This window comes from Desulfuromonas soudanensis (genome assembly GCF_001278055.1).
GTDB classification, from domain to species: Bacteria; Desulfobacterota; Desulfuromonadia; order Desulfuromonadales; family WTL; genus Deferrimonas; species Deferrimonas soudanensis.
Map to the genome: position 1 here is coordinate 636907 of NZ_CP010802.1, position 22716 is coordinate 659622.

The 22716-nt window shown below is 64.1% G+C and carries 21 protein-coding genes and 1 pseudogene; 6 read left to right on the forward strand and 16 right to left on the reverse strand.

Annotation, left to right across the window (positions count from 1 at the left end):
* Nucleotide 1: 1 nt before the first annotated feature.
* On the forward strand, nucleotides 2-1921 hold the full coding sequence (gene glgB, locus DSOUD_RS02720; protein ID WP_053549557.1) for a 1,4-alpha-glucan branching protein GlgB: 1920 nt from the start codon (nucleotides 2-4) through the stop codon (nucleotides 1919-1921).
* A gap of 25 nt (nucleotides 1922-1946) precedes the next feature.
* On the opposite strand, the gene DSOUD_RS02725 is transcribed toward glgB, so the two are convergent.
* Both DSOUD_RS02725 and treZ read right to left on the reverse strand, forming a co-directional pair.
* Nucleotides 1947-4943: a malto-oligosyltrehalose synthase gene (locus DSOUD_RS02725; RefSeq protein WP_053549558.1), complete on the reverse strand. Its 2997-nt coding sequence runs from the start codon at nucleotides 4941-4943 to the stop codon at nucleotides 1947-1949.
* A gap of 324 nt (nucleotides 4944-5267) precedes the next feature.
* Nucleotides 5268-7151 (reverse strand): malto-oligosyltrehalose trehalohydrolase, encoded by a 1884-nt coding sequence (gene treZ / locus DSOUD_RS02730; protein WP_082351033.1) that lies wholly within the window; start codon nucleotides 7149-7151, stop codon nucleotides 5268-5270.
* A gap of 353 nt (nucleotides 7152-7504) precedes the next feature.
* Between treZ and DSOUD_RS02735 the strand changes: the two genes are divergently transcribed.
* On the forward strand, nucleotides 7505-8269 hold the full coding sequence (locus tag DSOUD_RS02735; RefSeq protein WP_053549559.1) for a PP2C family protein-serine/threonine phosphatase: 765 nt from the start codon (nucleotides 7505-7507) through the stop codon (nucleotides 8267-8269).
* Between the two features lie 12 nt (nucleotides 8270-8281).
* Complete coding sequence (locus DSOUD_RS02740) at nucleotides 8282-8962, forward strand: PilZ domain-containing protein (protein ID WP_053549560.1); 681 nt, start codon at nucleotides 8282-8284, stop codon at nucleotides 8960-8962.
* An 80-nt stretch (nucleotides 8963-9042) separates the two neighbouring features.
* Here DSOUD_RS02740 and DSOUD_RS02745 read toward each other — a convergent pair whose 3' ends face one another.
* Nucleotides 9043-9567: a hypothetical protein gene (locus tag DSOUD_RS02745; RefSeq protein WP_053549561.1), complete on the reverse strand. Its 525-nt coding sequence runs from the start codon at nucleotides 9565-9567 to the stop codon at nucleotides 9043-9045.
* A 170-nt stretch (nucleotides 9568-9737) separates the two neighbouring features.
* On the opposite strand from DSOUD_RS02745, the gene DSOUD_RS02750 reads away from it, so the two are divergent.
* On the forward strand, nucleotides 9738-10193 hold the full coding sequence (locus DSOUD_RS02750) for a hypothetical protein (protein ID WP_053549562.1): 456 nt from the start codon (nucleotides 9738-9740) through the stop codon (nucleotides 10191-10193).
* Here the strand turns inward: DSOUD_RS02750 and DSOUD_RS02755 are convergent.
* Nucleotides 10190-10570 (reverse strand): DUF488 domain-containing protein, encoded by a 381-nt coding sequence (locus DSOUD_RS02755; RefSeq protein ID WP_053549563.1) that lies wholly within the window; start codon nucleotides 10568-10570, stop codon nucleotides 10190-10192. The genes DSOUD_RS02750 and DSOUD_RS02755 overlap by 4 nt on opposite strands.
* A 240-nt stretch (nucleotides 10571-10810) precedes the next feature.
* Here DSOUD_RS02755 and DSOUD_RS18960 point away from each other — a divergent pair.
* Nucleotides 10811-10984 (forward strand): annotated as a pseudogene (locus DSOUD_RS18960) (glutathione S-transferase family protein); the annotation flags it as partial.
* On the forward strand, nucleotides 10964-11425 hold the full coding sequence (locus DSOUD_RS02760; RefSeq protein ID WP_341475716.1) for a glutathione S-transferase family protein: 462 nt from the start codon (nucleotides 10964-10966) through the stop codon (nucleotides 11423-11425). The pseudogene DSOUD_RS18960 and the gene DSOUD_RS02760, both read left to right, overlap by 21 nt.
* A 109-nt stretch (nucleotides 11426-11534) precedes the next feature.
* Here DSOUD_RS02760 and DSOUD_RS02765 read toward each other — a convergent pair whose 3' ends face one another.
* From DSOUD_RS02765 to gspF, 12 genes are all read right to left on the reverse strand, one after another.
* The gene (locus DSOUD_RS02765) at nucleotides 11535-11768 is read right to left on the reverse strand and encodes a hypothetical protein (RefSeq protein ID WP_053549564.1); all 234 of its coding nucleotides are present in this window, start codon (nucleotides 11766-11768) and stop codon (nucleotides 11535-11537) included.
* 48 nt (nucleotides 11769-11816) lie between these two features.
* Nucleotides 11817-14228: an endopeptidase La gene (gene lon / locus DSOUD_RS02770; protein WP_053549565.1), complete on the reverse strand. Its 2412-nt coding sequence runs from the start codon at nucleotides 14226-14228 to the stop codon at nucleotides 11817-11819.
* Between the two features lie 320 nt (nucleotides 14229-14548).
* A complete protein-coding gene (locus tag DSOUD_RS02775) occupies nucleotides 14549-15565 on the reverse strand; it encodes a DUF3187 family protein (RefSeq protein WP_053549566.1) in 1017 nt (338 codons plus the stop codon).
* 19 nt (nucleotides 15566-15584) lie between these two features.
* Nucleotides 15585-16475 carry a type II secretion system protein GspN gene (gene gspN / locus DSOUD_RS02780; protein ID WP_053549567.1) on the reverse strand — a complete coding sequence of 297 codons (891 nt, stop codon included), beginning with the start codon at nucleotides 16473-16475 and terminating at the stop codon, nucleotides 15585-15587.
* Nucleotides 16472-16999: a type II secretion system protein GspM gene (gene gspM, locus DSOUD_RS02785; protein WP_053549568.1), complete on the reverse strand. Its 528-nt coding sequence runs from the start codon at nucleotides 16997-16999 to the stop codon at nucleotides 16472-16474. Before gspM ends, gspN begins: the two co-directional genes overlap by 4 nt.
* Nucleotides 16996-18396, reverse strand: coding sequence for a type II secretion system protein GspL (gspL, locus tag DSOUD_RS02790; protein ID WP_053549569.1), 1401 nt, complete (start codon nucleotides 18394-18396; stop codon nucleotides 16996-16998). Before gspL ends, gspM begins: the two co-directional genes overlap by 4 nt.
* Before the next feature lie 8 nt (nucleotides 18397-18404).
* Nucleotides 18405-19391, reverse strand: coding sequence for a type II secretion system minor pseudopilin GspK (gene gspK, locus DSOUD_RS02795; protein ID WP_053549570.1), 987 nt, complete (start codon nucleotides 19389-19391; stop codon nucleotides 18405-18407).
* Nucleotides 19388-19999: a GspJ family type II secretion system protein gene (locus DSOUD_RS02800; protein ID WP_053549571.1), complete on the reverse strand. Its 612-nt coding sequence runs from the start codon at nucleotides 19997-19999 to the stop codon at nucleotides 19388-19390. The genes gspK and DSOUD_RS02800 overlap by 4 nt, the downstream gene beginning before the upstream one ends.
* A gap of 7 nt (nucleotides 20000-20006) precedes the next feature.
* Nucleotides 20007-20411: a type II secretion system minor pseudopilin GspI gene (gene gspI, locus DSOUD_RS02805; protein WP_053549572.1), complete on the reverse strand. Its 405-nt coding sequence runs from the start codon at nucleotides 20409-20411 to the stop codon at nucleotides 20007-20009.
* Nucleotides 20411-20941 carry a prepilin-type N-terminal cleavage/methylation domain-containing protein gene (locus DSOUD_RS02810; RefSeq protein ID WP_053549573.1) on the reverse strand — a complete coding sequence of 177 codons (531 nt, stop codon included), beginning with the start codon at nucleotides 20939-20941 and terminating at the stop codon, nucleotides 20411-20413. The genes gspI and DSOUD_RS02810 overlap by 1 nt, the downstream gene beginning before the upstream one ends.
* A gap of 5 nt (nucleotides 20942-20946) precedes the next feature.
* Nucleotides 20947-21396 carry a type II secretion system major pseudopilin GspG gene (gspG, locus tag DSOUD_RS02815; protein WP_053549574.1) on the reverse strand — a complete coding sequence of 150 codons (450 nt, stop codon included), beginning with the start codon at nucleotides 21394-21396 and terminating at the stop codon, nucleotides 20947-20949.
* A 104-nt stretch (nucleotides 21397-21500) separates the two neighbouring features.
* Nucleotides 21501-22715 carry a type II secretion system inner membrane protein GspF gene (gspF, locus tag DSOUD_RS02820; protein WP_053549575.1) on the reverse strand — a complete coding sequence of 405 codons (1215 nt, stop codon included), beginning with the start codon at nucleotides 22713-22715 and terminating at the stop codon, nucleotides 21501-21503.
* Between the last annotated feature and the right edge of the window lies 1 nt (nucleotide 22716).

Genomic DNA, 22716 nt, shown 5'->3' on the forward strand with positions numbered 1-22716 from the left:
CATGGAAAAACACCGGGTCATCCTCGACACGAGCCTGCTTACCGATCACGACATCTACCTTTTCAAGGAGGGGCGGCACTACCGCCTCTACGAGAAGTTCGGCTCCCACCCCGGGGAGGTGGCGGGGGAAGCCGGCACCCATTTTGCCGTCTGGGCGCCCAACGCCGCCCGGGTCTGCGTCTTCGGCGATTTCAATCACTGGAACCCCGAGGCCCATCCTCTGGCGGAGCGTCCGGACGGTTCGGGGGTTTTCGAAGGGTTTCTCACCGGCGTCGGAGCGGGAACCCGCTACAAGTACCGGATCGTTCCCGGTGACGGCGGGGCGGTCTCAGACCGGGGGGACCCCTTCGCCTTTCACTGGGAGCTCTCGCCGCGGACGGCCTCGGTGGTCTGGGATCTTTCCCACGACTGGCAGGACGGGGCCTGGATGGAGGCCCGGGGAAAATCCGACAGCCTCGCCGGGGCGATGAGCGTCTACGAGATGCACCTCGGGTCCTGGCGGCGCCCCGGCGACGACCCGGAGCGCCTCCTGAGCTACCGGGAGCTGGCCGAGCTCCTCCCCCCCTACCTGCAACAGACCGGCTTCACCCACGTGGAGTTTCTGCCGGTCATGGAGCACCCCTTCTACGGCTCCTGGGGGTACCAGTGCCTCGGCTTTTTCGCCCCCTCCTCGCGCTACGGCACGCCGCAGGATTTCATGGCCCTGGTGGAGACGCTGCACCAGGCCGGCATCGGCGTCATCCTCGACTGGGTCCCCTCCCATTTCCCCAGCGACGCCCACGGCCTGGCGGGCTTCGACGGCACCCACCTCTATGAGCACGCCGACCCCCGCCAGGGGTTCCACCCCGACTGGAAGAGCGAGATCTTCAATTACGGGCGCAACGAGGTGCGCGCCTTCCTGATCTCCAGCGCCTTCTTCTGGCTCGACCGGTTCCACGGCGACGGCCTGCGCGTCGATGCCGTCGCCTCCATGCTCTACCTCGACTATTCGCGCAAGGAGGGGGAGTGGATCCCCAACCGCTACGGCGGCCGGGAGAATATCGAGGCGATCGAATTTCTCCGCTCACTGAACCAGGCGATCTACGGCGAATTTCCGGGAGCCGAAACGATCGCCGAGGAATCGACGGCCTGGCCGATGGTCTCCCGTCCCCTCTATGTCGGCGGGCTCGGTTTCGGCATGAAATGGAACATGGGGTGGATGCACGACACCCTCGATTACTTCGCCCAGGATCCGATCCACCGCAAACACCACCACGGCCAGTTCACCTTCAGCCTCTGGTACGCCTTCAACGAAAATTTCGTCCTCCCCCTCTCCCACGACGAGGTGGTGCACGGCAAGCGCTCCCTCCTCGACCGCATGCCGGGGGAGGGGGGACAGAAGTTCGCCAATCTCCGGCTCCTCTTCGGCTACATGTGGGGGCATCCGGGGAAGAAACTGCTGTTCATGGGGGGGGAGTTCGCCCAGGGGCGGGAGTGGAATCACGATCAAAGCCTCGACTGGCACCTGCTGGAGATCGCCCCGCACCACGGCGTGCAGCGCTGGATCGAGGACCTCAACGCCTTTTATCGCCGGACGCCGGCGCTCTATGAGCTCGACTTCAGCCCGCAGGGGTTCCAATGGATCGATTTCCGCGACGAGCAAAACAGCGTCCTCTCCTGGCTGCGCAGGGACAGGGAGGGGCGCGAGCTTCTCGTCGTCCTGAACGCCACCCCGGTGCCGCGGAGTAACTACCGGATCGGCGTCCCCAGGGCCGGGTTCTGGGGGGAGGCGCTCAACAGCGATGGGACGGAGTACGGCGGCTCGGGCTGGGGGAACCTCGGCGGGGTCGAATCGACCCCGGTGCCGGATCACGGTTTCTACGATTCGCTCTCCCTGAGCCTCCCCCCCCTCTCGGTCCTCTTCCTGACGGCTCCGGACTGAGCCCGGGTCGTTCGTCCGGAGGGCCTCAGATCCTTTCGAGGAGAGCCACGGGGAAGTCCGCCAGGAGCTCGGAGAGGAGGAGGACCCTGAGATCCCCCTGGGGGCGGGAAGGTGAGATTTCGCCGGTAAAGACGTTGCGGTACCGCTCCTCCTCCCCGGCAGGGAGGACGAGGCAGGTCTTCTCCCAGACCCTCTGCCCCAGGGGGAGGTCTGCCGGGTTCTGGAGCAGCCGGGTGAATAAGCGCGGCGCCACGACGATGACCTCCCTTTCCCCCTCCCTCCGCGCGAAGGCGCAGACGTGGTCGGAGCGTTCCCCGCGGACCTCGAGGGGGAGATAACTCCCCTCCTCGAAGAGCCGGCGCCGGGCCCTCCGGAGTCCGAGGGCCTGGCGGATCAAAAAGAGCTTGATTCGTCCGTCCCCCATCGTTTCGCCAAGCTCCCGGGCGAGCCTCAGCAATCCTTCCTCCTTCTCCCTTTTCCCAAGCTCTTCGAGGTGACGCCGCCGCAGGGCGAAATCGACGGGCCGCCGGTTGTCCGGGTCGACGAGGCTCAGATCCCAGAGTTCGCTCCCCTGGTAAAAGTCGGGAAGACCGGGAGCCGTCATCTTCAGCAGGGTCTGGGAGAGGGCGTTGAACATCCCGCAGCGGCTCGTCAGAACCTGAAACGCCCCTAGGTCGGCGAGGAAAAGGTTGCCGGGATGGTCCTGCAAAAGGAGATCGACGAAACTCAGGAGCGCCTCTTCGTAGGCCTCGTTGGGGCGGATCCAGCTCGAATTGACCTTCGCCTCCCGCACCGCCTTGCGCATGTAGTCCCTGATCCTCTGCCTGAAGGCAAAAAATTCCTCGGCGGTTGCCGGCGCCGTCGGCCAGGTTCCGACGAGGGTCTGGTACAGGAGATACTCCTCGTTCGGGTCGGGCGCCGGCTGTCCGTCCACCAGCGTCTTTTTCTTCTTGTTCAGGCGCCGCCACCGGGCCAGCGCGTCCCGAAAGGCCTCGGGGATCTCCGAAAGGACGTTGATGCGCCCCCGCACATCCTCTCCGCGCTTGGTGTCGTGGGTCGAGGTGGCCAGCAGCGCCTGGGGGTGGGAGCGGCCGCGCTCGATGTTCTGGCCGTGGAAGGCCTCCAGGGGGAGACCGAAGCGCTCAGGGCTTCCGCCGACCTCGTTGAGAGAGACGAGCCGGTTGTAGACGTAAAAAGCCGTGTCTTCCACCCCCTTGGCCGTCACCGGGCCAGAGAGCTGCTGGAAGCGGCGGACGAAATCGAGCCACTCCCCCCGCTGCCGCTCCGGCGCCCCGGCATAGAGGTCGAGGAGGAGGACCTTGCGGACGAAGTCGAAGACGGAGGGGTCGGTGGCGGGATTTTTTCGTTTCGCCCGGGCGATGGCGAACTCCACGTAGCGGCGGTCCCGGTCCGCCACTCCGTCGGCCCCGGTGTAGGTGCGGTAAACGGGGAAAAAGGCGATCACCTCCACCAGGGCCTTGATGAGGCTGTTCAGGGTGAAGTCCCGCGTGTGGCGGTTGACTTCCGAGATGGCGTTGAGGCGGTGGCCGAGGGTGTTGATCTCCCCCGACATGGTCGCCTGCATGACCAGTTTTTTCTTTTCGTAGGCGATGTCGGGAAAATTCATCGCCGAGCGGATGAACCTCTCATAGAGGGCGTCGAAGGCCCGGGCGTTGCCGGTTTCGACGAAGAGGCCGTTGACCAGGTTGGCGAACTCGTAGCCGGTGGTGTTGAACACCGGCCACTCCTCGGGGAGCTTCTCCCCCTTGAGGAGGATCTTCTCGCCGATGAGGTAGAACGGCTTGAAGGCCGGCTCCCGGCCGATCCGCTCCGTCCAGTCGCGGAGAAGCCGTGCCGTGCCTTCTTCCTCCGCGGCCCCGGAGAGGCTCTTTCCCGCCGCGTTTTCCAGGACGGCGAGGCCGCGCTGGAGATAGCAGCCGCGCTGCAATTGCCCCAGGTAGTCGGCGGGGTCGTAGAGGCCGTCGAGGTGGTCGACTCGCAGGCCGGTCACCTTCCCCTCCCGGATGAGGCGGAAGATCAGCCGGTGGGTCTCGGCGAAGACCTGCGGGTTCTCCACCCGGAGCGCCGCCAGTCCGTTGATGTCGAAAAAGCGCCGGTAGTTGATTTCTTCGGTGGCGACCCGCCAATGGGAGAGGCGGTAAACCTGGCGCCGCAGGAGCTCGTCGAGGTGGTCGAAGCTCTCCGCATCGCCCGGCTCGCCGTTGAAGAGCGCGATGTTTTCGTCGATAAATCTTCTGATCTCCGGGCTTTTGCCGTAGAGCGCGCCGAGACGGCGCCGGACGACCTCCTTTTCCCGGAAGCGTTCGGCGATCCTCTTCGGGTCGTCCTCCGTCGGGGGGGGGAGGTTTCTCAGGGCGGTGTCGATGCTCAGCAGTTCCTGGTAGTCGGGGTGGTCGGCCGAAAGCGCCGCCTCCAGCTCCTCCAGGCGGCAGGTGAGGATGGCGCTGGAACTCTTGGTCCGGATCGGCAGGCGGTGGTCGTAGTAACGAAGGGAGAACGCCCCCTCCTCGAAGGCCAGGACCAGCTCCCCCCGCTCGAGGACCGCACCGTACTGATCGCCGAGGATGGGGGAGAGGACCTTGTTCTTCAGCTCCTTTTTCACCGGCTCCCAGTCGACGTCGAAGAAATCGGCGTGGGGCGAGCTCGAACCGTTCTCGAGGAGGTCCATCCACCAGAGATTTTCCGGGGACTCGATCCCCATGTGGTTCGGCACGATGTCGAGAATCAGTCCCATGCCGCAGCGACGGAGCTCGGCGATGAGGGCTTCAAACTCTTCTTCGCTCCCCACCTCCGGGTTCAGGGCGTTCGGATCGACGATGTCGTAGCCGTGGCGGCTCCCCTTCTTCGCCCGGAAGCAGGGGGAGGCATAGAGGTCGCTGATCCCGAGCTCGCGCAGGTAGGGAACGATCTGCCGGGCGTCGCTGAAGCCGAATTCGCCATGGAACTGCACCCGGTAGGTGGCGACGGGGATTCTTGGCTCGTCAAAGGGTGTGTCGGGCATCGCCACTCCTGGGGGAATGCGGGCGGAACGCAAAAACCGGCCTCACGCAAAGGCGCGAAGACGCAGAGAGAACCGATCTGTTTTTAAACCCGGTACTTTGAACCCGGATATCGGTCAGGCTCCACGATGGCCAGGTGAAAAATCAACCTATCGCTGCAGAGCTACAGAGATATGGCTCTGATATTTTTTGGTATTTTTTAGACGGCCTCTGTGTCTCCGTGCCTCTGTGGTGAAAAAATCTTTTTTGAATGTGCCTCATCTGTTCTCACCATTGAATTTCTTGGCGGGCCTTGCGGCTTTGCGTGAACAACGGATTTGCCCGTGTTATTCCCTTCCGTAGAGAACGAAGCTCCAGGGACCGAGCGAAACCTTCGTCCCCTCCGCTTCCGCCGCAAGCTCTGCGGCGGCCAGGGGGAAGCTCCCCCCCCATTCTTCGTCCGCCGAATCGAGGAGTTTGCTCCAGGGCCCATTCCCCGTGGCGATGGAGACGGTTTGCTCCCCCTCGCCGAAATGGAAGAGGATCAGGGTCTCGTCGAGGCCCTCATGCCGGTGCAGGGCCAGAACCTTTGCGGTGGGGAACTCGATCACCTCCAGCCCCTCCCGGCGGAGCGTTTTCAGGGAGGGGCGCTCCTTGCGCAGGCGGATGAGCTGCCGGTAGAATTCGAAAAGGGTGCGGTGCATCCCCTCCCGGCGCTGTCCCGGGTTGACTTTCGCCGCCAGGAAGGTCGCCTTCGCCTGGGGGTCGGGGATCTCCCCCTGCCAGGCGAAGGCGGCAAACTCCTCTTTTCGCCCCTGCCGCACCGCCTCGATGAGCCCGGCGTCGCCGTGATGGATGAAATAGGGGAAGGGGGCGCGCTCTGCATACTCCTCCCCCATGAAGAGGAGGGGGAGGAAGGGGGAGAGGAGGACCGCTGCGGCGGCCAGCTTCAGCTTCTCCGGGGAGACCTGGCTGCTCAGGCGCTCGCCGCGCATCCGGTTCCCCACCTGGTCGTGGTTCTGGGAAAAGACGACGAACCGGCTCGGGGGGAGGTTGGCCGAAGGGCTGCCATGGCGCCGACGGCGGAAGGGGGAATATTCCCCGGAATAGACGAACCCCTCGGCGAAGGCCTTGCCCAGCTGGGAAAAATCCCCGAAGTCGCGGTAGTAGCCGTCTTTTTCGCCGGTGAGAAGGGTGTGCAGGGCGTGGTGAAAATCGTCGTTCCACTGGGCGTCGAGCCCGTGGCCGCCGCGGTGTACCGGGGTGATGGTGCGCACATCGTTGAGGGAACTCTCGGCGATGACCTGCACCCGGCGCCCGAGCCGCTCTCCTTCCCGGTGGACCGCCTCGGCCAGCTCCTGGAGGATGTGTCGGGCGCTGAAATCGAAGATGCCGTGAATGGCGTCGAGACGCAGGGCATCGACGTGGTACTCCGTCACCCAGTAGAGGGCGTTGCCGATAAAGAAGCGGCGCACCTCGTCGCTGTCCGGGCCGTCGAAGTTGATTGCCTCCCCCCAGGGGGTGCGGTAGCGGTCGGTGAAGTACGGCCCGAAGGAGCCAAGGTAGTTCCCCTCCGGACCGAGATGGTTGTAGACGACGTCGAGGACCACCGCCAGCCCCTTGCGGTGGCAGGCGTCGACGAGCTTCTTGAGTCCCTCCGGTCCGCCGTAGCTGTTCTGGGGGGCGAAGGGAAAGGCGCCGTCGTATCCCCAGTTCCTCTCTCCGGGGAACTGGGCCACCGGCATCAGCTCGATGGCCGTCACCCCGAGCTCCAGCAGGTCGTCGAGGCGGGGGATGACCGCCGCGAAGGTCCCCTCCATGGTGAAGGTGCCGACATGGAGTTCGTAGAGGAGATAGTCTTCGAGGGGGAGCCCCTCCCACTCGCCATCCTCCCAGGGGTGGCTGCTGGGGTCCACGATCCGGGAGGGGCCGTGCACCCCCCGGGGCTGGGAGCGGGAGGCCGGATCGGGGCGCTCCGTGCCGTCCTCGAACCGATAGAGGTAGAGATCGCCGGGCGCCGTTTCCCCGGCCGTGCCGGAGAAGTAACCCTCTTCATCCCTTTTCAGGGGGAGCGTCCGGCTGGTTTCGGCGGAGAAGAGGACAACGGAGAGGCTGTCGGCCTTCGGCGCCCAGACGCGGAAGCGTGTTCTGCCGTTGTCGAGGCAGGTCGCCCCGAGATCGAGTTGCCAGGGAGGAATTCCCCCTGCGGATGGAATGTCAGCAGCCGTCATTTTTTCTCCTGCCGGTCCGGGTCGCCGTGACCCCAAGGGGACGCCAAACACTCAGGCAGTAACCCCTCAGGTCGATTTTAACAGTTCCTTTTCATTGGGCAATTCTCCGCTTCGTCGCGTGCCGGTTGCCGACTGCAGATTCAGGGAATTCGGAAGCGGCTGGCGCCGTGGAAAAAATTCGCTAGACTGATTCCAGGAGGAAAAAATCTTAAAATGGTCACCAGGACTCCGGGGCAACCAATAACTCCCTTGCATGGATGGCTTTTCCCCTGGCGCCTCCCGCCCCTGGCGGCGACACAGGCTGTTTGACCCGCCGCCGAACCCGGGAGGCGTTTCTTCTCTGAGGGATAAAAATGAAGCATAAGTGCCAATGCGGTCTCGACATCGACCTGGCCACCCATGTCCAGCAGCTCCTCTTTCCCAAGGGATCGCCGCTCTGCAGCTGGTGCTGCATCGGTATCAAGAACCGCATGGCCTCGGGGCTGGGAGGGGACTACTTCGACTTCATCACCACCGCCGACGGCTGCCAGGCGATCTTCCTCGGCGACGTGACCGGACACGGCCTGCATGCCAGCGTCGTCATGTCCCTTCTCTACGGCTACATTCACCATTCGGCCCGGGAGCTCTGCACCCCGCTGGAGCTGGTGCGGCAGGTGAACGACTTCCTGCAGACCTTTGCCACCCGTTCCCGGGTCTTCGACCACTACTTCTCCTCGACCCTCTTCTGCGGAGTCATCCACCCCGAAACCCTGGAGATGTCCTACGTCAACGCCGGGCATCCGGCGCCCCTGGTGCGCCGGGGGGAGGCGATTCACAGCCTGGCAACCACGGCCCCTCCCGTGGGATTTTTCGACGACCCGGACATCTCCCTCGGGACCTTCCGCTTCGAGAAGGAGGATCGGTTTCTCCTCTATACCGACGGCATCACCGAAGCATCGGACGGCGCCGGCATCCTCTTCGGCCGCTCCCGCCTCGAAGAGGTCCTTCTCCACAAAAACGGCGACCATCTGCACTTTCTCGACCAGCTCTTTGCCTCCCTGCGCTCCTTCGGCGCTCCGGAGTCGCCGACGGATGACTGCACCGCCATCGTCCTCGATTTTCACCCCTTCCCCCTCTGAGGGGAGTCCACCATGCTCTTCGACAGGACCGACGAAGCTCCGGAGAAACGAAGGATTGCCCTGCGGATCGACGGCCGCGGACTGCAGGCGGTCCTCGGCGCAATCCTCCGGGAATGGCGTTATGAGGTGGTGGTCGACGGTCCCTGCGAACTGATCCTGGCCGACGAAGGCGCCGGCACGCCCGCCGGGGACGGGCCGGTGCTCCGTCTCGGCACGCCCGGACCCCTCTCCTTTCCCCTGTCGCTGGAGGCTCTCTGGCAGGCGCTGGAATCCCGATTTCATCTCCGTCCCCGGCGTCATCTGCGCATCACCCTTCCGCAGGATATCGAGGTGCGGCAGGGACGCCTTCGCCAGGTCTCTTCCCTGGTCAGCCTGTCACCGAGGGGGGGGAGATTCGCGTATCCCCGGGAAGTGGCGCGGGGGGAGGAGGTGGAGCTGCGGCTGCCGATCGGGGAAGCTGACCTGACCCTCGGGGCGAGGGTGATCTACGCCGTCCCCCTGGGGGAATGGCAGAGCGGACCGGATTATAATGTGGGGGTCGTCTTTGACCGGCAGGAGGAGAAACAGAAGACCTTGCAGGCCTTTATCGCCCGGAGTTATCTGGAGAGGGTGCGCCTCGCCGTCGATGAGGATCTTTTTTGCGCAGGGGCGGTCTTTTTTCAGACCCCGGGGGAAGGAAATCGGGAGGGATGATGCTGAAAGGTTTTTAAAGAAAGGGGGGAGGCGGGCCTGAAATGCCCGCCTCCCCCTTCTCGTTTCGGTCGCGTCTTCGGTCAGTTGATCGTCTTCAGGGGCATGCCGCATTTGCAGGCGCCCGGTTCCCCGGAGACCGTATTGCAGAAGCAGGAGCCGCCGCAGTTGCAGAAGTAGATGCCGGTCCCCTTCAGGCTGACCCGCTTGACGGCCATGCCGCAGCCGCATTTGCTGCCGTCGTTTTTGTCGAGAGCACAGGCGCAGTTGGCGCCGCAGGTGCAGAGGAGGACTTCGTCCCCCTCGACCTTGACCACATGGTAGGGGACCATCGGTTTGCCGCAGGCGCAGTCGCCGGGGCGAACGCTCACCGAGTTGCAATTGCACTCCGGGCCGCAATTGCAGACATAGAGGAGGTCGCTGCGCTGCGCCGCCTGATCGGCCGCCATCGGCATTGCCGTCATCCCCCCGGCATTCATCCCCTGCCCCTGACAGTTGGCGCATTTCATCTGGCGATGGTGTTTGCCGTGCATACCGAAGCACCCAGAAAGCACAAGCACTCCGCCGATGACCAGCAGCCAGATCAGACCTTTCATACCGCTTCGCATGAATTTTCTCCTTTTCTCAAAGTAGGATCGCCGGTGTTGTCCGGTAATTTCCGGGACAATACCATGACCGGCCTTCGAGGGCAAGAGGGCGAGTATTCGTCCCCAAAAATCGTGTTAAACTTCAAAGCAGGAGACAAAAGGACAGAAGACACCGGAGAGGGAGGTGCGCGATGAGACTGCCGGCGACGACGCAGCGGGTCGCCCTGCATTCGGCAGGGTGGAAGACGATCCGGATCGAAAAGGAGACGGCGCAGCGGCTCTGGTATTACCTCGATCATCCCGAGGAAATCGATCAGCGGCTGCGGGAACTTGACGAAGAGTGGGATATCGAGCGGCTTCTCGAAGCCAACGCCTCGACCCTGGCCCTCCTCGGAATGGGGCTCGGCCTGGCGGTAAATCGCAGATTTTACCTCATGCCGGCGCTCGTCATGGGATTTTTGCTGCAGCACGCCCTGCAGGGGTGGTGTCCGCCTGTCCCGCTCTTTCGTCGCCTGCGGGTCCGGACCCAGTACGAGATCGAACTGGAGCGCTACTCACTCAAGGCGCTGCGCGGAGACTTCGGCGAACTGGCCGCCGCCGGGGAGGGCGCGCTCCCCGCCCGGGTCTTGGAAGCCGCGCGCCGTTAGGAACGGCCGTCCCCCCATCGTCCCGCAGACCCCTGATTTTCCAGATATTCCTTGAGGGCGACGGCGTTGTTCCTCTCCTCGTCCCGGGCGGCGAAGACCAGGGTCAGGGGTCCGGCGGCACTCTTTTCCCGCAGGATCTCCACGAGATCGGGGCGCCCGTCGAGTTCGGCGAAATAGCCCTTTCGGAAATCCTCCCACCGCGCCGGGTCGTGGGCGAAGCTCCTTCGCAGTTCGCTGCTGGGAGCAATCTCCTTGAGCCAGAGGTCGATGGCCGCCTCCTGTTTGCTCACCCCTCGCGGCCAGAGTCTGTCGACCAGAACCCTCAGGCCGTCCTGCGGTCCGGGATCTTCGTAGGCTCGTTTCAGGAAAATCTGCACGCCTGGCCTCCTCTCCCTTCAGGTGCGTCCCCGTCGAAATGCTCAACTGTCCCCCTCGGGTTTCCGGGGTTTTTCCAGTATGAACGATGACGCGGGGTTGACAAGAAGGGGGGTGGAAAGGGAGGGGACGAAGAGGGTGTGTTTGACTTTTTTCCTTCGGTTGCTATCGTTCGTCAAAAGGAGGTCGCCATGAAAAAGAAATTCGAACTGATCAGTTTCAAGCTCTGACCCTACGTCCAGAGGGCGGTCGTCCTGCTGAACGAAAAAGGGATCGAGTACGACGTCACCTACATCGACCTCAAGAACAAGCCCGACTGGTTCCTGCGCATCTCGCCCTTGGGGAAGGTTCCCGCCCTCAGGGTGGGGGAGACGGTCCTCTTCGAGTCGGCGGTCATTCTCGAGTACCTCGACGAGGTCACGCCCCCCTCCTTGCATCCCTCCGATCCCCTGCAAAAGGCCCTCAACCGGGCCTGGATCGAATTTACTTCCGAGCTCTTCGTCGATCTGTACCGGATGGCGCTGGCCGGGGACCGCGAAGCCTTCGAGGAGAATCTGGCCGCCGCCCGGAAAAAGCTCCAGCGCCTCGAGACTCAGCTCGCCGAGGGGCCCTTTTTCAACGGCGCTGGCTTTTCTCTCGTTGACGCCGCCATCGCCCCGGCTTTTTACCGTATCTCCCTGATGGACGGAATCCTCCCCCTCTCTCTTTTCGACCATCTCCCCAAGGTGCAGCGGTGGAGCAGCGCCCTCCTCGATCGGGAGTCGGTGCGCGCTTCGGTGGTGCCCGAGTTTCGCGATCTGTTCCGGGAGTATCTTGCCGCTGATGGAGGCTATCTGGGGAGCAGGATCGGCTCTTAAGTGGGAGACGGTTATAAGGTAAAAAGAGGGGGGGCGATTCCCCTGAAAATGAGCACAAAAAAACCACCGTTGCCGGTGGTTTTTTTGTGCTTAACGAGGGCGTTCCGGTTCAGCGGTTCTCGCCGGCGGGAGCGCCCTGCATCATCATGGCGAACTGCAGGAGCTGCTGAATGTCGATGCCGCTCTTCTTGACGATGCCGAGGAGGACCGGCAACAGCTCCATCATGAAGGAGGGGTCGGCCATGGCGTCCGAAGCCAGGTCGGGGAGGGCTTCGAGGATAAAGGACTTCTTCTCGTCGAGGGGGAGGGCCATGACGGCGGTTTTGAGCTCGGAAACGGTCATGCAAAACTCCAGGTTGAAGGTTGATGGAAAACAGGAGCAATGAAACGGCTACTGGTCAAAGGCGATGCGGTAGACGTCCCGGTATTCCCGGGCGAAGTGGACCTCGAGCCCCTCCTTGAGGTAGTCGGCGAGTTCCTGGAAGTCGTTGCGGTTCCCCTCGGGGAAGATCAACGTCTTCAGGCCGGCGCGGCGGGAGGCGATGGTCTTTTCCTTGACCCCGCCGATGGGGAGGACCCGGCCGGTCAACGTCAGCTCCCCGGTCATGCCGAGTTTTTTCTTCACCGGAATGCCGGTGATCATCGACAGGAGGGCGGTGGTCATGGTGACGCCGGCGGAGGGGCCGTCCTTGGGGGTGGCCCCGGCGGGGACGTGCAGGTGGACGAAGTGGTTGTCGAAGTAGTCGGCGGCGGTGCCGTATTCTTCGAGGTGCGCCATGACGTAGGAGTAGGCGATCTCCGAGCTTTCCACCATGACGTTGCCGAGCTGCCCCGTCTGCTTGAATCCCTTGGTCTTGCTCGGCATGGCGGTGGCCTCGATCTGCAGCGTCGCGCCGCCGTGGCTGGTCCAGGCCAGGCCGGTGGCGACCCCGGCGACTCCTTCGAAAACCTCCTCGGTGGTGAAGACCGGCTGGCCGAGATAGGTCTGGAGATCTTTGGCGCCGATGACGATCTTTTCCTTGCTCCCGCCGGCAAAGGCCATGGCCGCCTTGCGCATGATCTTGCGGATGCGGTTTTCCAGGGTGCGCACCCCGGCTTCCCGGGCGTAGCCGTCGATGATCGCCTTGAGGGCGGCGCGGCGGATGGTCACCTGCCCCTTGGCCAGGCCGTGCTTTTCCAACGCCTTGGGGATAAGGTAGCGCCTGGCGATTTCGACCTTCTCCTCGAGAATGTAGCCGGAGAGGTGGATCACCTCCGTGCGGTCGAGGAGGGCCGCCGGGATGGTGTCGATCTGGTTGGCGGTGGCGACGAAGAGGACGTTGGAGAGATCGAAGGGGACGTCGAGGTAATGGTCGCGGAAGGTGCTGTTTTGCTCCGGGTCGAGGACCTCGAGGAGGGCCGAGGCCGGATCCCCCTGGAAGGAGGCGCCGATCTTGTCGATTTCGTCGAGCATCAGCACCGGATTGGCGGTCCCGGCGCTCTTCATGGCCTGGATGAACTTGCCGGGCATGGCGCCGATGTAGGTGCGGCGATGCCCCTTGATCTCGGCCTCGTCCCGAATGCCGCCGAGGGAGAAGCGGTAGAACTGCCGGCCGAGGGCGCCGGCGATACTCTTGCCGATGGAGGTCTTGCCGACTCCGGGAGGGCCGACCAGGCAGAGGATCGAGCCGGAGATGTCCCCCTTCATCTTGCCGACGGCGATGAATTCGAGGATCCGCTCCTTGACGTCCTCCAGGCCGTAGTGGTCGCGGTCGAGGACGCGCCGGGCCTTGTCGAGGTTGAAGGAGTCGCGGCTGTGGAGCCCCCAGGGGAGAATCGTCAGCCAGTCGAGATAGTTGCGGGTGACGTTGTACTCGGGGCTGGAGGGTTCGATAAGGGCCAGCTTCTCCAGCTCCTCGGCAACGGTCTTTTCCGCTTCCGGGTTGAGTTTGAGCTTTTTCAGGCGTTTCTGGAATTTTTCTATTTCGGTCGTCTTCCCCTCTTTTTCAAGACCGAGTTCCTTCTTGATCGCCTTGAGCTGCTCCTTGAGGAAGAACTCCCGCTGCTGGGCCGAAACCTTCTCCTCGATCCCCTTGGTGATCTTGGTCTGCAGGCGCGAGACTGCAAGCTCCTTCTTCAGCAGGACCAGGACGAGATCGATGCGCTTGCGCACGTCGTAGTTGGCGAGGATTTTCTGCAGCTCCTGGCCGTCGGCGCTGGTGAGGTTGGCGGCGAAATCGGCGAGCCGCCCCGGATCGTCCATGCTTGAGCGGTTGAGGAAGAGTTTGATCTCCTCGGTATAGAGGGGGTTGATCTGCACCAGCTCCTTGAGGGTGCCGATGATCGCCATGGAGTAGGCCTTGAGCTCGGCGTTGACCTGGAGTTCAGGAGCTGAATGATACCGGACCCGGGCGAAGAGCCCGTCGCCGGCTTCGGAGATTTCCTCGATGGAGAAGCGCTCCATGCAATTGACGAGAAAGTGGGCCGTCTCATCGTCGGCATGAATGACCTTGAGAATCTTGCCGACGACGCCGACGCGGTGCAGATTCTCCGGCGAATCCTCGCCGTCGAGATCCCGGACCAGCACCAGGCCGATGGCCTGGGACGGGGTCTCCATCGCCTGACGCACGGCGGCGACCTCGGCCTGGCCGCTGATGGCCATGGGAATCAGCAGCCCGGGGAAGGCGGGGCGGGGGCGCAGGGGGAGGATCGGCAGCCCGGCGGGGAGGATCTCGCTGGCCAGGACGAGTCCATCTTCCTGTCCGGCGGTTTCGGGTGCGCCGTTAATCTCGGCGTCGATGATTTCTTCCGGCTCTTTGTCCATCGGTGAATCCTCGGGGTGATCGGGGTCAGAATCGGGAAGCGAAGGGTTTTCCGCGGTGGTTGCAGACCGTGAAATTAATCACTCAGGGGGGAAATGTCAACCGCCGGGGCGATGAAATCATTGATCAGAGGCAAAAGCCTTAACGCAGAGGCGCTGAGAAGCAGAGAAGACCGGAAGGATCGAAACGATTTTCTGACCGTAGATTCCTCGCCATCTCTTCTTTTCTCCGGCTCAGCGTTATAAATGCCTTTTGCTTGAAAAGCGTGTTGAGCAAAGCGGCGGTCATTGGGCGTTGAGTGTGGAATCGTTACGCAGGTCGTCTAAAAAGCGGTGCGCAGGGCCAGGTGAAAAACGACATCCGGCGAGGTTCTGACGGCCAGGTCCTCGCCGACTCCGAGGTCGAGCCATCCTTCCGGCCACAGCCCGAGGGTGCCGCCGAGGGTCAGCTGCGCCGTCGGCGACGCCAGCTCATCGAGGTCGCTCCCCCCGTAAAAGGGGGTGTGACCGTCGAGTTGCACCTTGAGAGCCAGCCGCTCCCAGGGGGCCCAGCCGCTGCCGAGGGTGGCGAAGCCGGCCAGATTGCGCTGCTGGCCGGGGAGGACCCGGCCGTCGGAGAGGAGCATCATTCCGGCGGCGCCGTAGAGGCTGCCGCGGCCGAGGGAGGCGCGCCAGGAATTTTCGGCGGAGAGCCACAGGGCGAGATCGGTGCTGCCGCTGCCGAGGAGGCGGTCGCTGTCGCCGGTGGGGAGTTTGAGCGAGGAGTGCAGAGCCAGGGCACTGCGGGCTCCTGAAGGCTCCTCCCGGCGCGAGAGCTGCCAGGCGGCGGTCAGGCGCAGGTCGCCGAAACCTTCCGTGGATTCGTCGACGTTGACGAGTTCCACGCCGTCGCGGCTGTAGCGGTAGGCGAGACGGTCGACAGGTCTTTCGTCCCGACCCCCCTGGGGAAGATTGAAGGTGTCGTGCCAGTCGACGATGAAGCGGTCGAGAAATCCCTTGCGGTGCATCACCCAGGGGATCTCGACCCCGACTTCGAAGTCATTGCCGATCCCGTGCCGCACTTCCAGGGTGAGGCGGCTGGTTTCGCCGTCGAAGAGGAGGCTCTCGGAGTTGTCGCTGCTGCCGGTGTTGTTGCTCGCCAGAAAGAGACGCAGGGCGGCGGCGGTTTTCCCCGGTGCCAGGACGGTGGATTCTGCCGCCCCGGGGAGGCCGAAGATCTGAATCAGCGGGCTCTGGTTGCTGAGGGAAAAGGGGGCCAGCAGCTCGGCGTCGGCGGCGCCGGGGGGGGGAAGGAGCACGAAGGCGATCAGCAAGGCCCAAAGAAGACGCGCAGTCGGCATAGAAGAGACTCCTGAGACACTAACGCAGGACCGGGTTGCCCAGGGTGCCGGAGAGACGCAGGAGGTAGCTGCCGTCCCGGGCCGGCTTGACCAGCAGTTCGAGGAGGTCGAGGAGTGCGCGGTCGAGCCGGGGTGAAGGCTTCAGGGTGACATTGAGGTTGATGCGGCTCCGCTGCAGAGGCTGGGCCAGAAGGAGGGTTCCGGTGCCGCTGACGGCCAGGTCACCCCCCTCACCTTTGAGCTGGTTGATTTTCAGCGCCGTCCCCTTGCCGCTCCCCTCGAGGGTGAGGGTTCCGAGATTCAAGGTGTCGACGGCGGCGCCGACATTCTTGAGCCCCCGCAGCTGCACGGCTCCGAGTTGAACGTGCAGGGCGCTCTCCGTCGTCGCCTGCAGGGGGAAGGCGCTGAGGAGGGTGGCGCTGTTTACCGTGCCGCCGATCTGCAGGGATGAACCGGGGGCGAGCTGTTCGTCGAAGGGGATCCGGTGCAGCTCTCCGGTCACCGATCCGCCGCGGCGGGCGGAAAGCTCGATCGTCCCCCCCTGCAGGCCGGCGCTGGCCTGAACTCCGGGGCGGGAGGTGAAGAGAGTGAGCCAGAGGGGGCGCAGGCGCAGCCTGTCGAAGGTGTAGGCCCGTTCGTCGGGGAGGGGCGGCCGGACGGTGAGGGTCTGGCTGCCGAGTCCCGGGGGAAAGAGGAGGTTCAGGCCGGCGAGTTCGACCCGGACCGGGGTGCGGGAGGAAATTTCCCCTTCAAGGCGCGCCTGGAGGGCGGCGGTGGGGAAGAAGAGATAGAAGCCGAGCAGCGCTCCTGAAAGAAGAACGGCGAAGGCGCCGAGGTAAAAGGAGATCCCCCGGGTCGTCCGTGGTTTTCTCCGCAGCGCTCCGGGAAGGGAAAAGCGGAAGCGTCTCATGCGTTCCTTTCGTAGGCGGAAATGGTCAGCACGGCATCGAACTGCGCCTTGTTGTCGAAGCGAACCTTCAGCCGCAGGTTCTTGACCTGGAGAAAGGCGTCGGCGGTGTCGATCTGGTAGAGGATCCGCACCAGCTGGTCGAGGGCGATCTTTTCGAGCTTGATCTCCACCGACTCTTCCTTGAACTCGTCCTTGACGGCGACCGGCTGCGGGCGCATGTACACCAGGTTCTCCCGGCTGGCGATCTGGCCGGTGAGATTCTCGACGAAAGAGAAGAGGGAGAAGGTGCGGTTCGAACCGCCGCGGCGCTCGGCCTGCGTCAAGGCGCCCTGCAAGGAGAGGTATCTCTGGCGCAGGACCTGGACCTCCTGAAGCTGCCGCTGCCGCGAGGCGATCTGGCTGTCGAGGCGGGCGATGGCGCTCTGGTAGGGAGAAACGATCCCCAGATAGAAAACGGCGATCAGCACCGCGGCCAGGCCGATGATCAGGGCGTTGCGGTCCCGGGGGCTCAGGTTGGAAATCATGGGCTCTCCTTTGGGGCCAGAAGCGGCAGCTGGAGGCGAAAGTCGACGAGGCTGCCGTCGAGGCTCATCTTGGCGTCGGAGATCTGCGGCGTACCGAACATCGGCGAGGCCCCGAGGCTCTGGGCCAGGCGATTGATGGCGTCGAAGGAGGTGGTGGAGCCGTCGAGACGCAGGGTTTCGGGCGTATAGGTGAATTCGCGGATGTCGACCCTGAGGTCGGCCGGGGTGCGCAGGGAGATCTCGTTGAGGAGCGTTAAGGCCGAACCCTGGGGACCGACGCCGAGAAGACGGGCCCGATTCTCCAGCTCGTTGATTTTGCTCTGCATCTGCATCGGCACCTCGGCCAGGAGGGGCGTCCCGGGAAAGGTCTCCCGGAAAGCCCGGGTCATCTCCTGACGCAGACTCTCGGCCTGCCGCGCCCGGTCGGCATAGCCGAGCCAGGCCGAGGCGATAAAGAGCGAGAGGCCGAGGGTCGCCAGGATGGCGGCGGCGATCAGCCCGCGCTTCAAGGCTCCCCACTCGCTCTTCAGGGCAAAGGCGCCGCGGCGGAAGTTGATCCCTCCTTCCTTTTCTCCCCGGGCGGCCCGCAGGGCGAGGGCGACGGCGGGGATGAATTCGGGCGGCACCTCGGCGCCGTCGAGGAAGAAGGGGGGGATCATCACCTTCTCCCATTGGCGGGAGAGGGCATCGAGAAGGGAAGGGGTCGCCCCCGCTCCGATGGGGACCAGGACCAGGCCGCTGCGGCCGGCCCCCCGCTGCAGGGCCTCGCTCTCCTTGAGGACGAAGGAGAGGATTTTATCCTCCGGCGGCATGGTGGAGACGGGGAGGAGGCGGTGATCGAGGACCCGGCCATCTTCCACCAGGGCGACGATGATTTCTTCTTCAAAGAGGAGGGCGAGAATCCCCTCGGGGATCTGGCTGCGCAGCCCCGCCGCCTGGGCGAAGGGGGCGAGGTCGAGGGTCTGCAGCGGCAAACCGGCGGCATCGAAGGGGGCCAGAACCGGGGCGATGACCGCGGGGTCGACGGCGGCGGCGGTGACGGCGAAGATCCCCTCGTCTTCCCGGGGGGCCTGGTGGGCGAGGATGAAGTCGTCGATGGACGTCGGCAGGCGGGCCGCCAGCTCGAAGGGGAGGGCGGCGGCGATCTTCCGCGACTCGGCAAAGGGGAAGGTCAGGCGGCGGACGAAGGCCGCCCCGGCGGGGAGGGCCGCAGCCATCCGGTCGCCGAGCTGCTTGTCGGCGCCGAGGAGCTCCTGCAGGGCCGAGTCCGGCTCCCCGGGAGGGTCGCAGGGAGCGTGCAGGATGGCAAGGAGGCGGATTTCCCCCTTCTCCTCGCCGGCGATGGCGACCCGCACCGAGCTGCGGTCGATGTCGATTCCGATAAAACGTCTGGACATGGCTGTTTTTAGTTCACCTTGATGTAGAGGAGTTTGTCTCCGGTCTTTTGTACGAACGCTTCGATCCTGCGGACGCCGTCGCCGACTCCGCCTTCGGAGTCGATGCGGTAGGTGTCGCTCTTCACGGTCAATCCGGCGGTTGAAATCCGCGAATAGTCTCCCGCAGAGATTCCCTGGATATTTTTGATTTCTGAAATATTCTTGATCGGTTCCACCTGGCGCTGAGCGGCGATCAGTTCGGCGGCGTTTTCAGCATCGGCCATGGTCGTGATGGTACCCCCTGCGATGACGGCCGCCAGAACCTGAGGAGAGGCCGTGTTCACATTGATGGTGGTGCTCCCGTTCACCGTGAGGTGGGGTGCGACCTGTTTGAGAACCTCAGGAGTGAAGCCGCGGATCAGTCTCAATTCCTCAATCGAGGTGATGCGTCCGTTTCGACTGGGGTAAGGCGCATCCAGTCTCAAATAATAGGGAGCTTCCACCCCCCGGGCATTGATCGGCGGGTCGTTGAGGCCCAGATTGATTTCTGTCGTCTCCTCATCGCCCTCATCGAGCCAGTCGACTAAGGCGGCGACAAGATTCTCGGGTTCGGGAAGGCCGAGAAGGGAAAAGAGTTCGTAGACCTGGCGCACCCTTGTGGAATCTGGATTTTTTCCGATGCGGTTCCACAAATTGTTGATGTCGAGTTTGCCCCCCTGGTCCTCGATCGAGACCGAAAGAAAACCGTCACCCACCGGGTAGTTGGCGACGCCCTGGGCCCACATTTCATTGCCGGCGTCGTAGTCGTTTGTGTCGCTTTGCAGCAGGACCCGGCCGACGGTCACCCCTCCCTTGGAGAGATAATAGGCACGGGTGCTGTCGCGAAACGTCTCGGTGAGGCGCAGATCGACCAGGGTCGAAAAGGCGAATTCGGTGAGGAGCGCCGCCAGCATCGCCACAATCATCAGGACGAGCAGGAGCGCCATCCCCCGCTCTTCGCGGAGCACCGAAGTCATGGCGTGGCCTCGACCCTGGGGACGTCGAAGACGGTGCGAAAGGGGATGAGGCCGGTGCCGATGCGCATCGTCAGGGTCAGCTCCACCATCTCCGGCACGCCCCTGTCCCATTCGTCGAGCCAGTCGCCGCCGCTGAAAAACCGCCACTGCATGGTGTCGACCCCCGTGGCGAGGCGGTACTCGCGCCCGGGGTCCCCTGGATCGCCGAGGAGGGAAGCCTCGCGGCGCAGCAGGACCTTGCCGTCGTCTTCGGCCTCGGTGTCATCCTTGAGCTGGTAACGGACCAGCGAAATGCCTCCGAGCCGCCCGCCGGCGGGTGTGGAACCGGTGGTGGAGAGTTCGAGAAACGGCTCCCCCTCCGAAGTCTCGCCGCCGGTAAAGACGGTGCGCGGGTTGGAGGAGACCCGGTAGGCGCCGCGGATCTCCCGTCCGATGCGGTCGAAGATGACCCGGGCGCGGTGATAGCTTTCGCCGTCCTCCTCGATGCGATTCCTGGCCCCGGTCACCGAGGTGACGACGCCGTAGACCATCGTCAGCAGGAGGGTGACGATGGTCACCGCGACCATGATTTCGACCAGGGTGAACCCCCGGCTGCTGCCTGCCCTCATCGCCGTCCTATTGAAACAAAAAGGAGCTGATCTGCACCGCTTCGTTGCGGGCCTCCTCCCCCCAGGCGACGGTGACGGTCACCATGCGCACCGAGGGGAGGGGGGTCTCTTCATAGGCGGTGCGCCAGCGGAATTCGGCGAAGGGCTCTGGCAGAACGCCCTCCTCCTCGACGAGCTGGACGCCGCCGGTCGCGCCTCTGACCTCGATGTCGGTCATCTTTTCCTGGGCCAGAAGGGTCGCCTGGGTGATCTTCTGCAGCCGGGCGTTGACGCCGATGGAGCGGTTCCCCAGGGCGAGAAGGGAGACGAGGGCGATGCTGACGATCGCCATGGCGATCATGACTTCCAGCAGGGTGAAGCCGCCGGAAGTGTGTGGTGTCGGGATCTTTTCTCCCCTCGTTTTGCACTCCATCAGAACTCCCGGTGCCCCTCGTAAACCTCGGTGGAGCCGGTAAAGGGGATGATGCGCAGGGTCATCTCCCTCTTGTCCTCGGTGAGGTAAATGACCGTCTCGTCGATCCAGCCGACGGGGAGGATCTCGAGGGTGACCTCGCCGCTGGTGAAGGAGCCGCGGCCGGTGACGTTCATTTCCGCGATGACGACATCCCCTTTGAGGTTCTGCAGCTTGCCGGTCCCGTCGACTTCGAGGAGTTCGCCGTCCCGCTCCAGGCGCTTGGCGCCGAAGGTTTGGCGATCGAGATTGAAGACCAGGCGGTACTCGAGGCCGGAGAGGGCCGACTCGTTGTAGAGATACTTGACGGTGCCGGCCAGGCGCCGGCTCGTGGTCGCCAGTTTGTCGTCGCCGATCCCCGAGACCATCGGTATGACCAGGGCCGAAAAAAGGCCGATCAGGAAGACCACCAGGGCGATCTCGATCAGGGTGAAGCCGCTCTGGGAACCGGGAGAAATGCGGAACGCTCCGCGCCCTTCAGGGGAGGGCACGGAGGTTACTCCAGCTCCCAGCTGTTGACGTCGGCGTTGTCCCCCTCGCCCCCCGGTTCGCCGTCGGAGCCGTAGGAGAGGATGTCGAAGGAACCGTGGACGCCCGGCGACAGGTAGATGTACTCGCCGCCCCAGGGGTCGGTGGGGACTTTTCTCAGGTAACCGTTCTCGGGGTATTTGGTGGGGATTCGTCCGGTCTCCGGTTTGGTGACCAGCGCCTTGATCCCCTGTTCCGTGGAGGGATAAAAACCGTTGTCGAGTTTGTAGAGCCCTATGGCCTGCTCAAGCCCCTTGATGTCGACGGCGGCCTTGGTGCGCTTGGCCTCCTCCGGGCGATCGAGGAGGCGGGGGACGACGATGGCGGCGAGGATGCCGAGGATGACGACCACGACCATGATCTCGATGAGGGTAAAGCCGCGCTGGTCGCGGGCCAGGTTCTTTTTGTTCTGCTGCATGAAATGACTCCTTGATTTCGATGATTTGTCCGGGTTGTCAAAAATTCGATTTGCTATTCTCTGCGCCTCGGCGTCTCAGCGTTGAAGGATCATATTTTCCAACGCTACCCTATCCCCTGGCTGGCCTGGAAGATCGGCAACAGGATGGCCAGGACGATGAAGCCGACGACGGTCCCCATGAGGAGGATCATCAGCGGTTCGAGGAGCGAGAGGGCGCCGCTGATCGCCATCTCGACCTGGTGCTCGTAGGTGTCGGCGACGCGGAAGAGCATCGCTTCGAGATCGCCGCTGCGCTCGCCGATGGCGGCCATCTGGGCGACCATCGGCGGAAAGACCCCGGAGCGCTTCAGCGGCGGGGCGAGCCCTTCCCCTTCGCGCACCGCCAGCGACGTCTCTTCGAGGGCGCGGCGCAGCAGGCGGTTCTGCAACAGGTTGCGGGTGATCTCCAGGGCGGCGAGGAGGGGCACGCCGCTGCGCAGCAGGGTGGCCAGGGTGCGGCTGAAGCGGGAGGTGGCGATGAGGAGGTTGAGCCGCCCGATCACCGGCACTTTCAGCGCCCAGCCGTCGAAGGCCAGCCGTCCGGCGTCGGTGCGCCGGTAGCGGATCAGGGCGACGGCGGCGGCGCCGAGAATCAGCAGCAGCAGCCACCACCAGCCGGCGAGAAAGTCGCTGGTGCCGATGAGAAGCTGCGTCGGCAGGGGGAGGGCCTGTCCGAGGTCTTCGAGCATCCGTGTGACCTTGGGGACGACGAAGGTGAAGAGGAAGATGAGGACGCCGGTGCCGATGAGCGCCATCAGGATGGGATAGGCCATTGCCGCCTGAATGCGGCCGACCATCTTCGCCTGGTCCTCGAGGAAATCGGCGAGGCGCTGCAGGGCCTGATCGAGGGTGCCGGTGTTCTCGCCAACCTCCACCATGTTGATGTAGAGAGGGGGAAAGAGTCCCCCCTGCCCGGCGAGGGCGTCGTGGAGGGTCTGCCCCTGGACCACCTCTTCGCGGACCCGGCCGAGGGCTCTTTCCAGCGCCGGGTGCTCGAGCTGGGAGCCGGCGGTGGCCAGGGCCTCGTCGAGGGGGAGGCCGGCGCCGAGGAGGGTTGCCAGCTGGCGCGTGGCGGCGGCCAGCTGCGGTGCCGGCACCTTCCCGCCGCCGCGGCGCAGCGTCCATCCACTGCCTGTCTGGGCGCGTTCCTCGCGCAGGTCGGTGGGAAAAATCCCTTCGGCGCGCAGCTTCTGCTGGACGGATTTCTTCCCCGAGCCCTCGATGACCCCCCTGACCTTCTTTCCTGCGGCATCCAGGCCCGTGTACTCGAAGAGCGGCAAG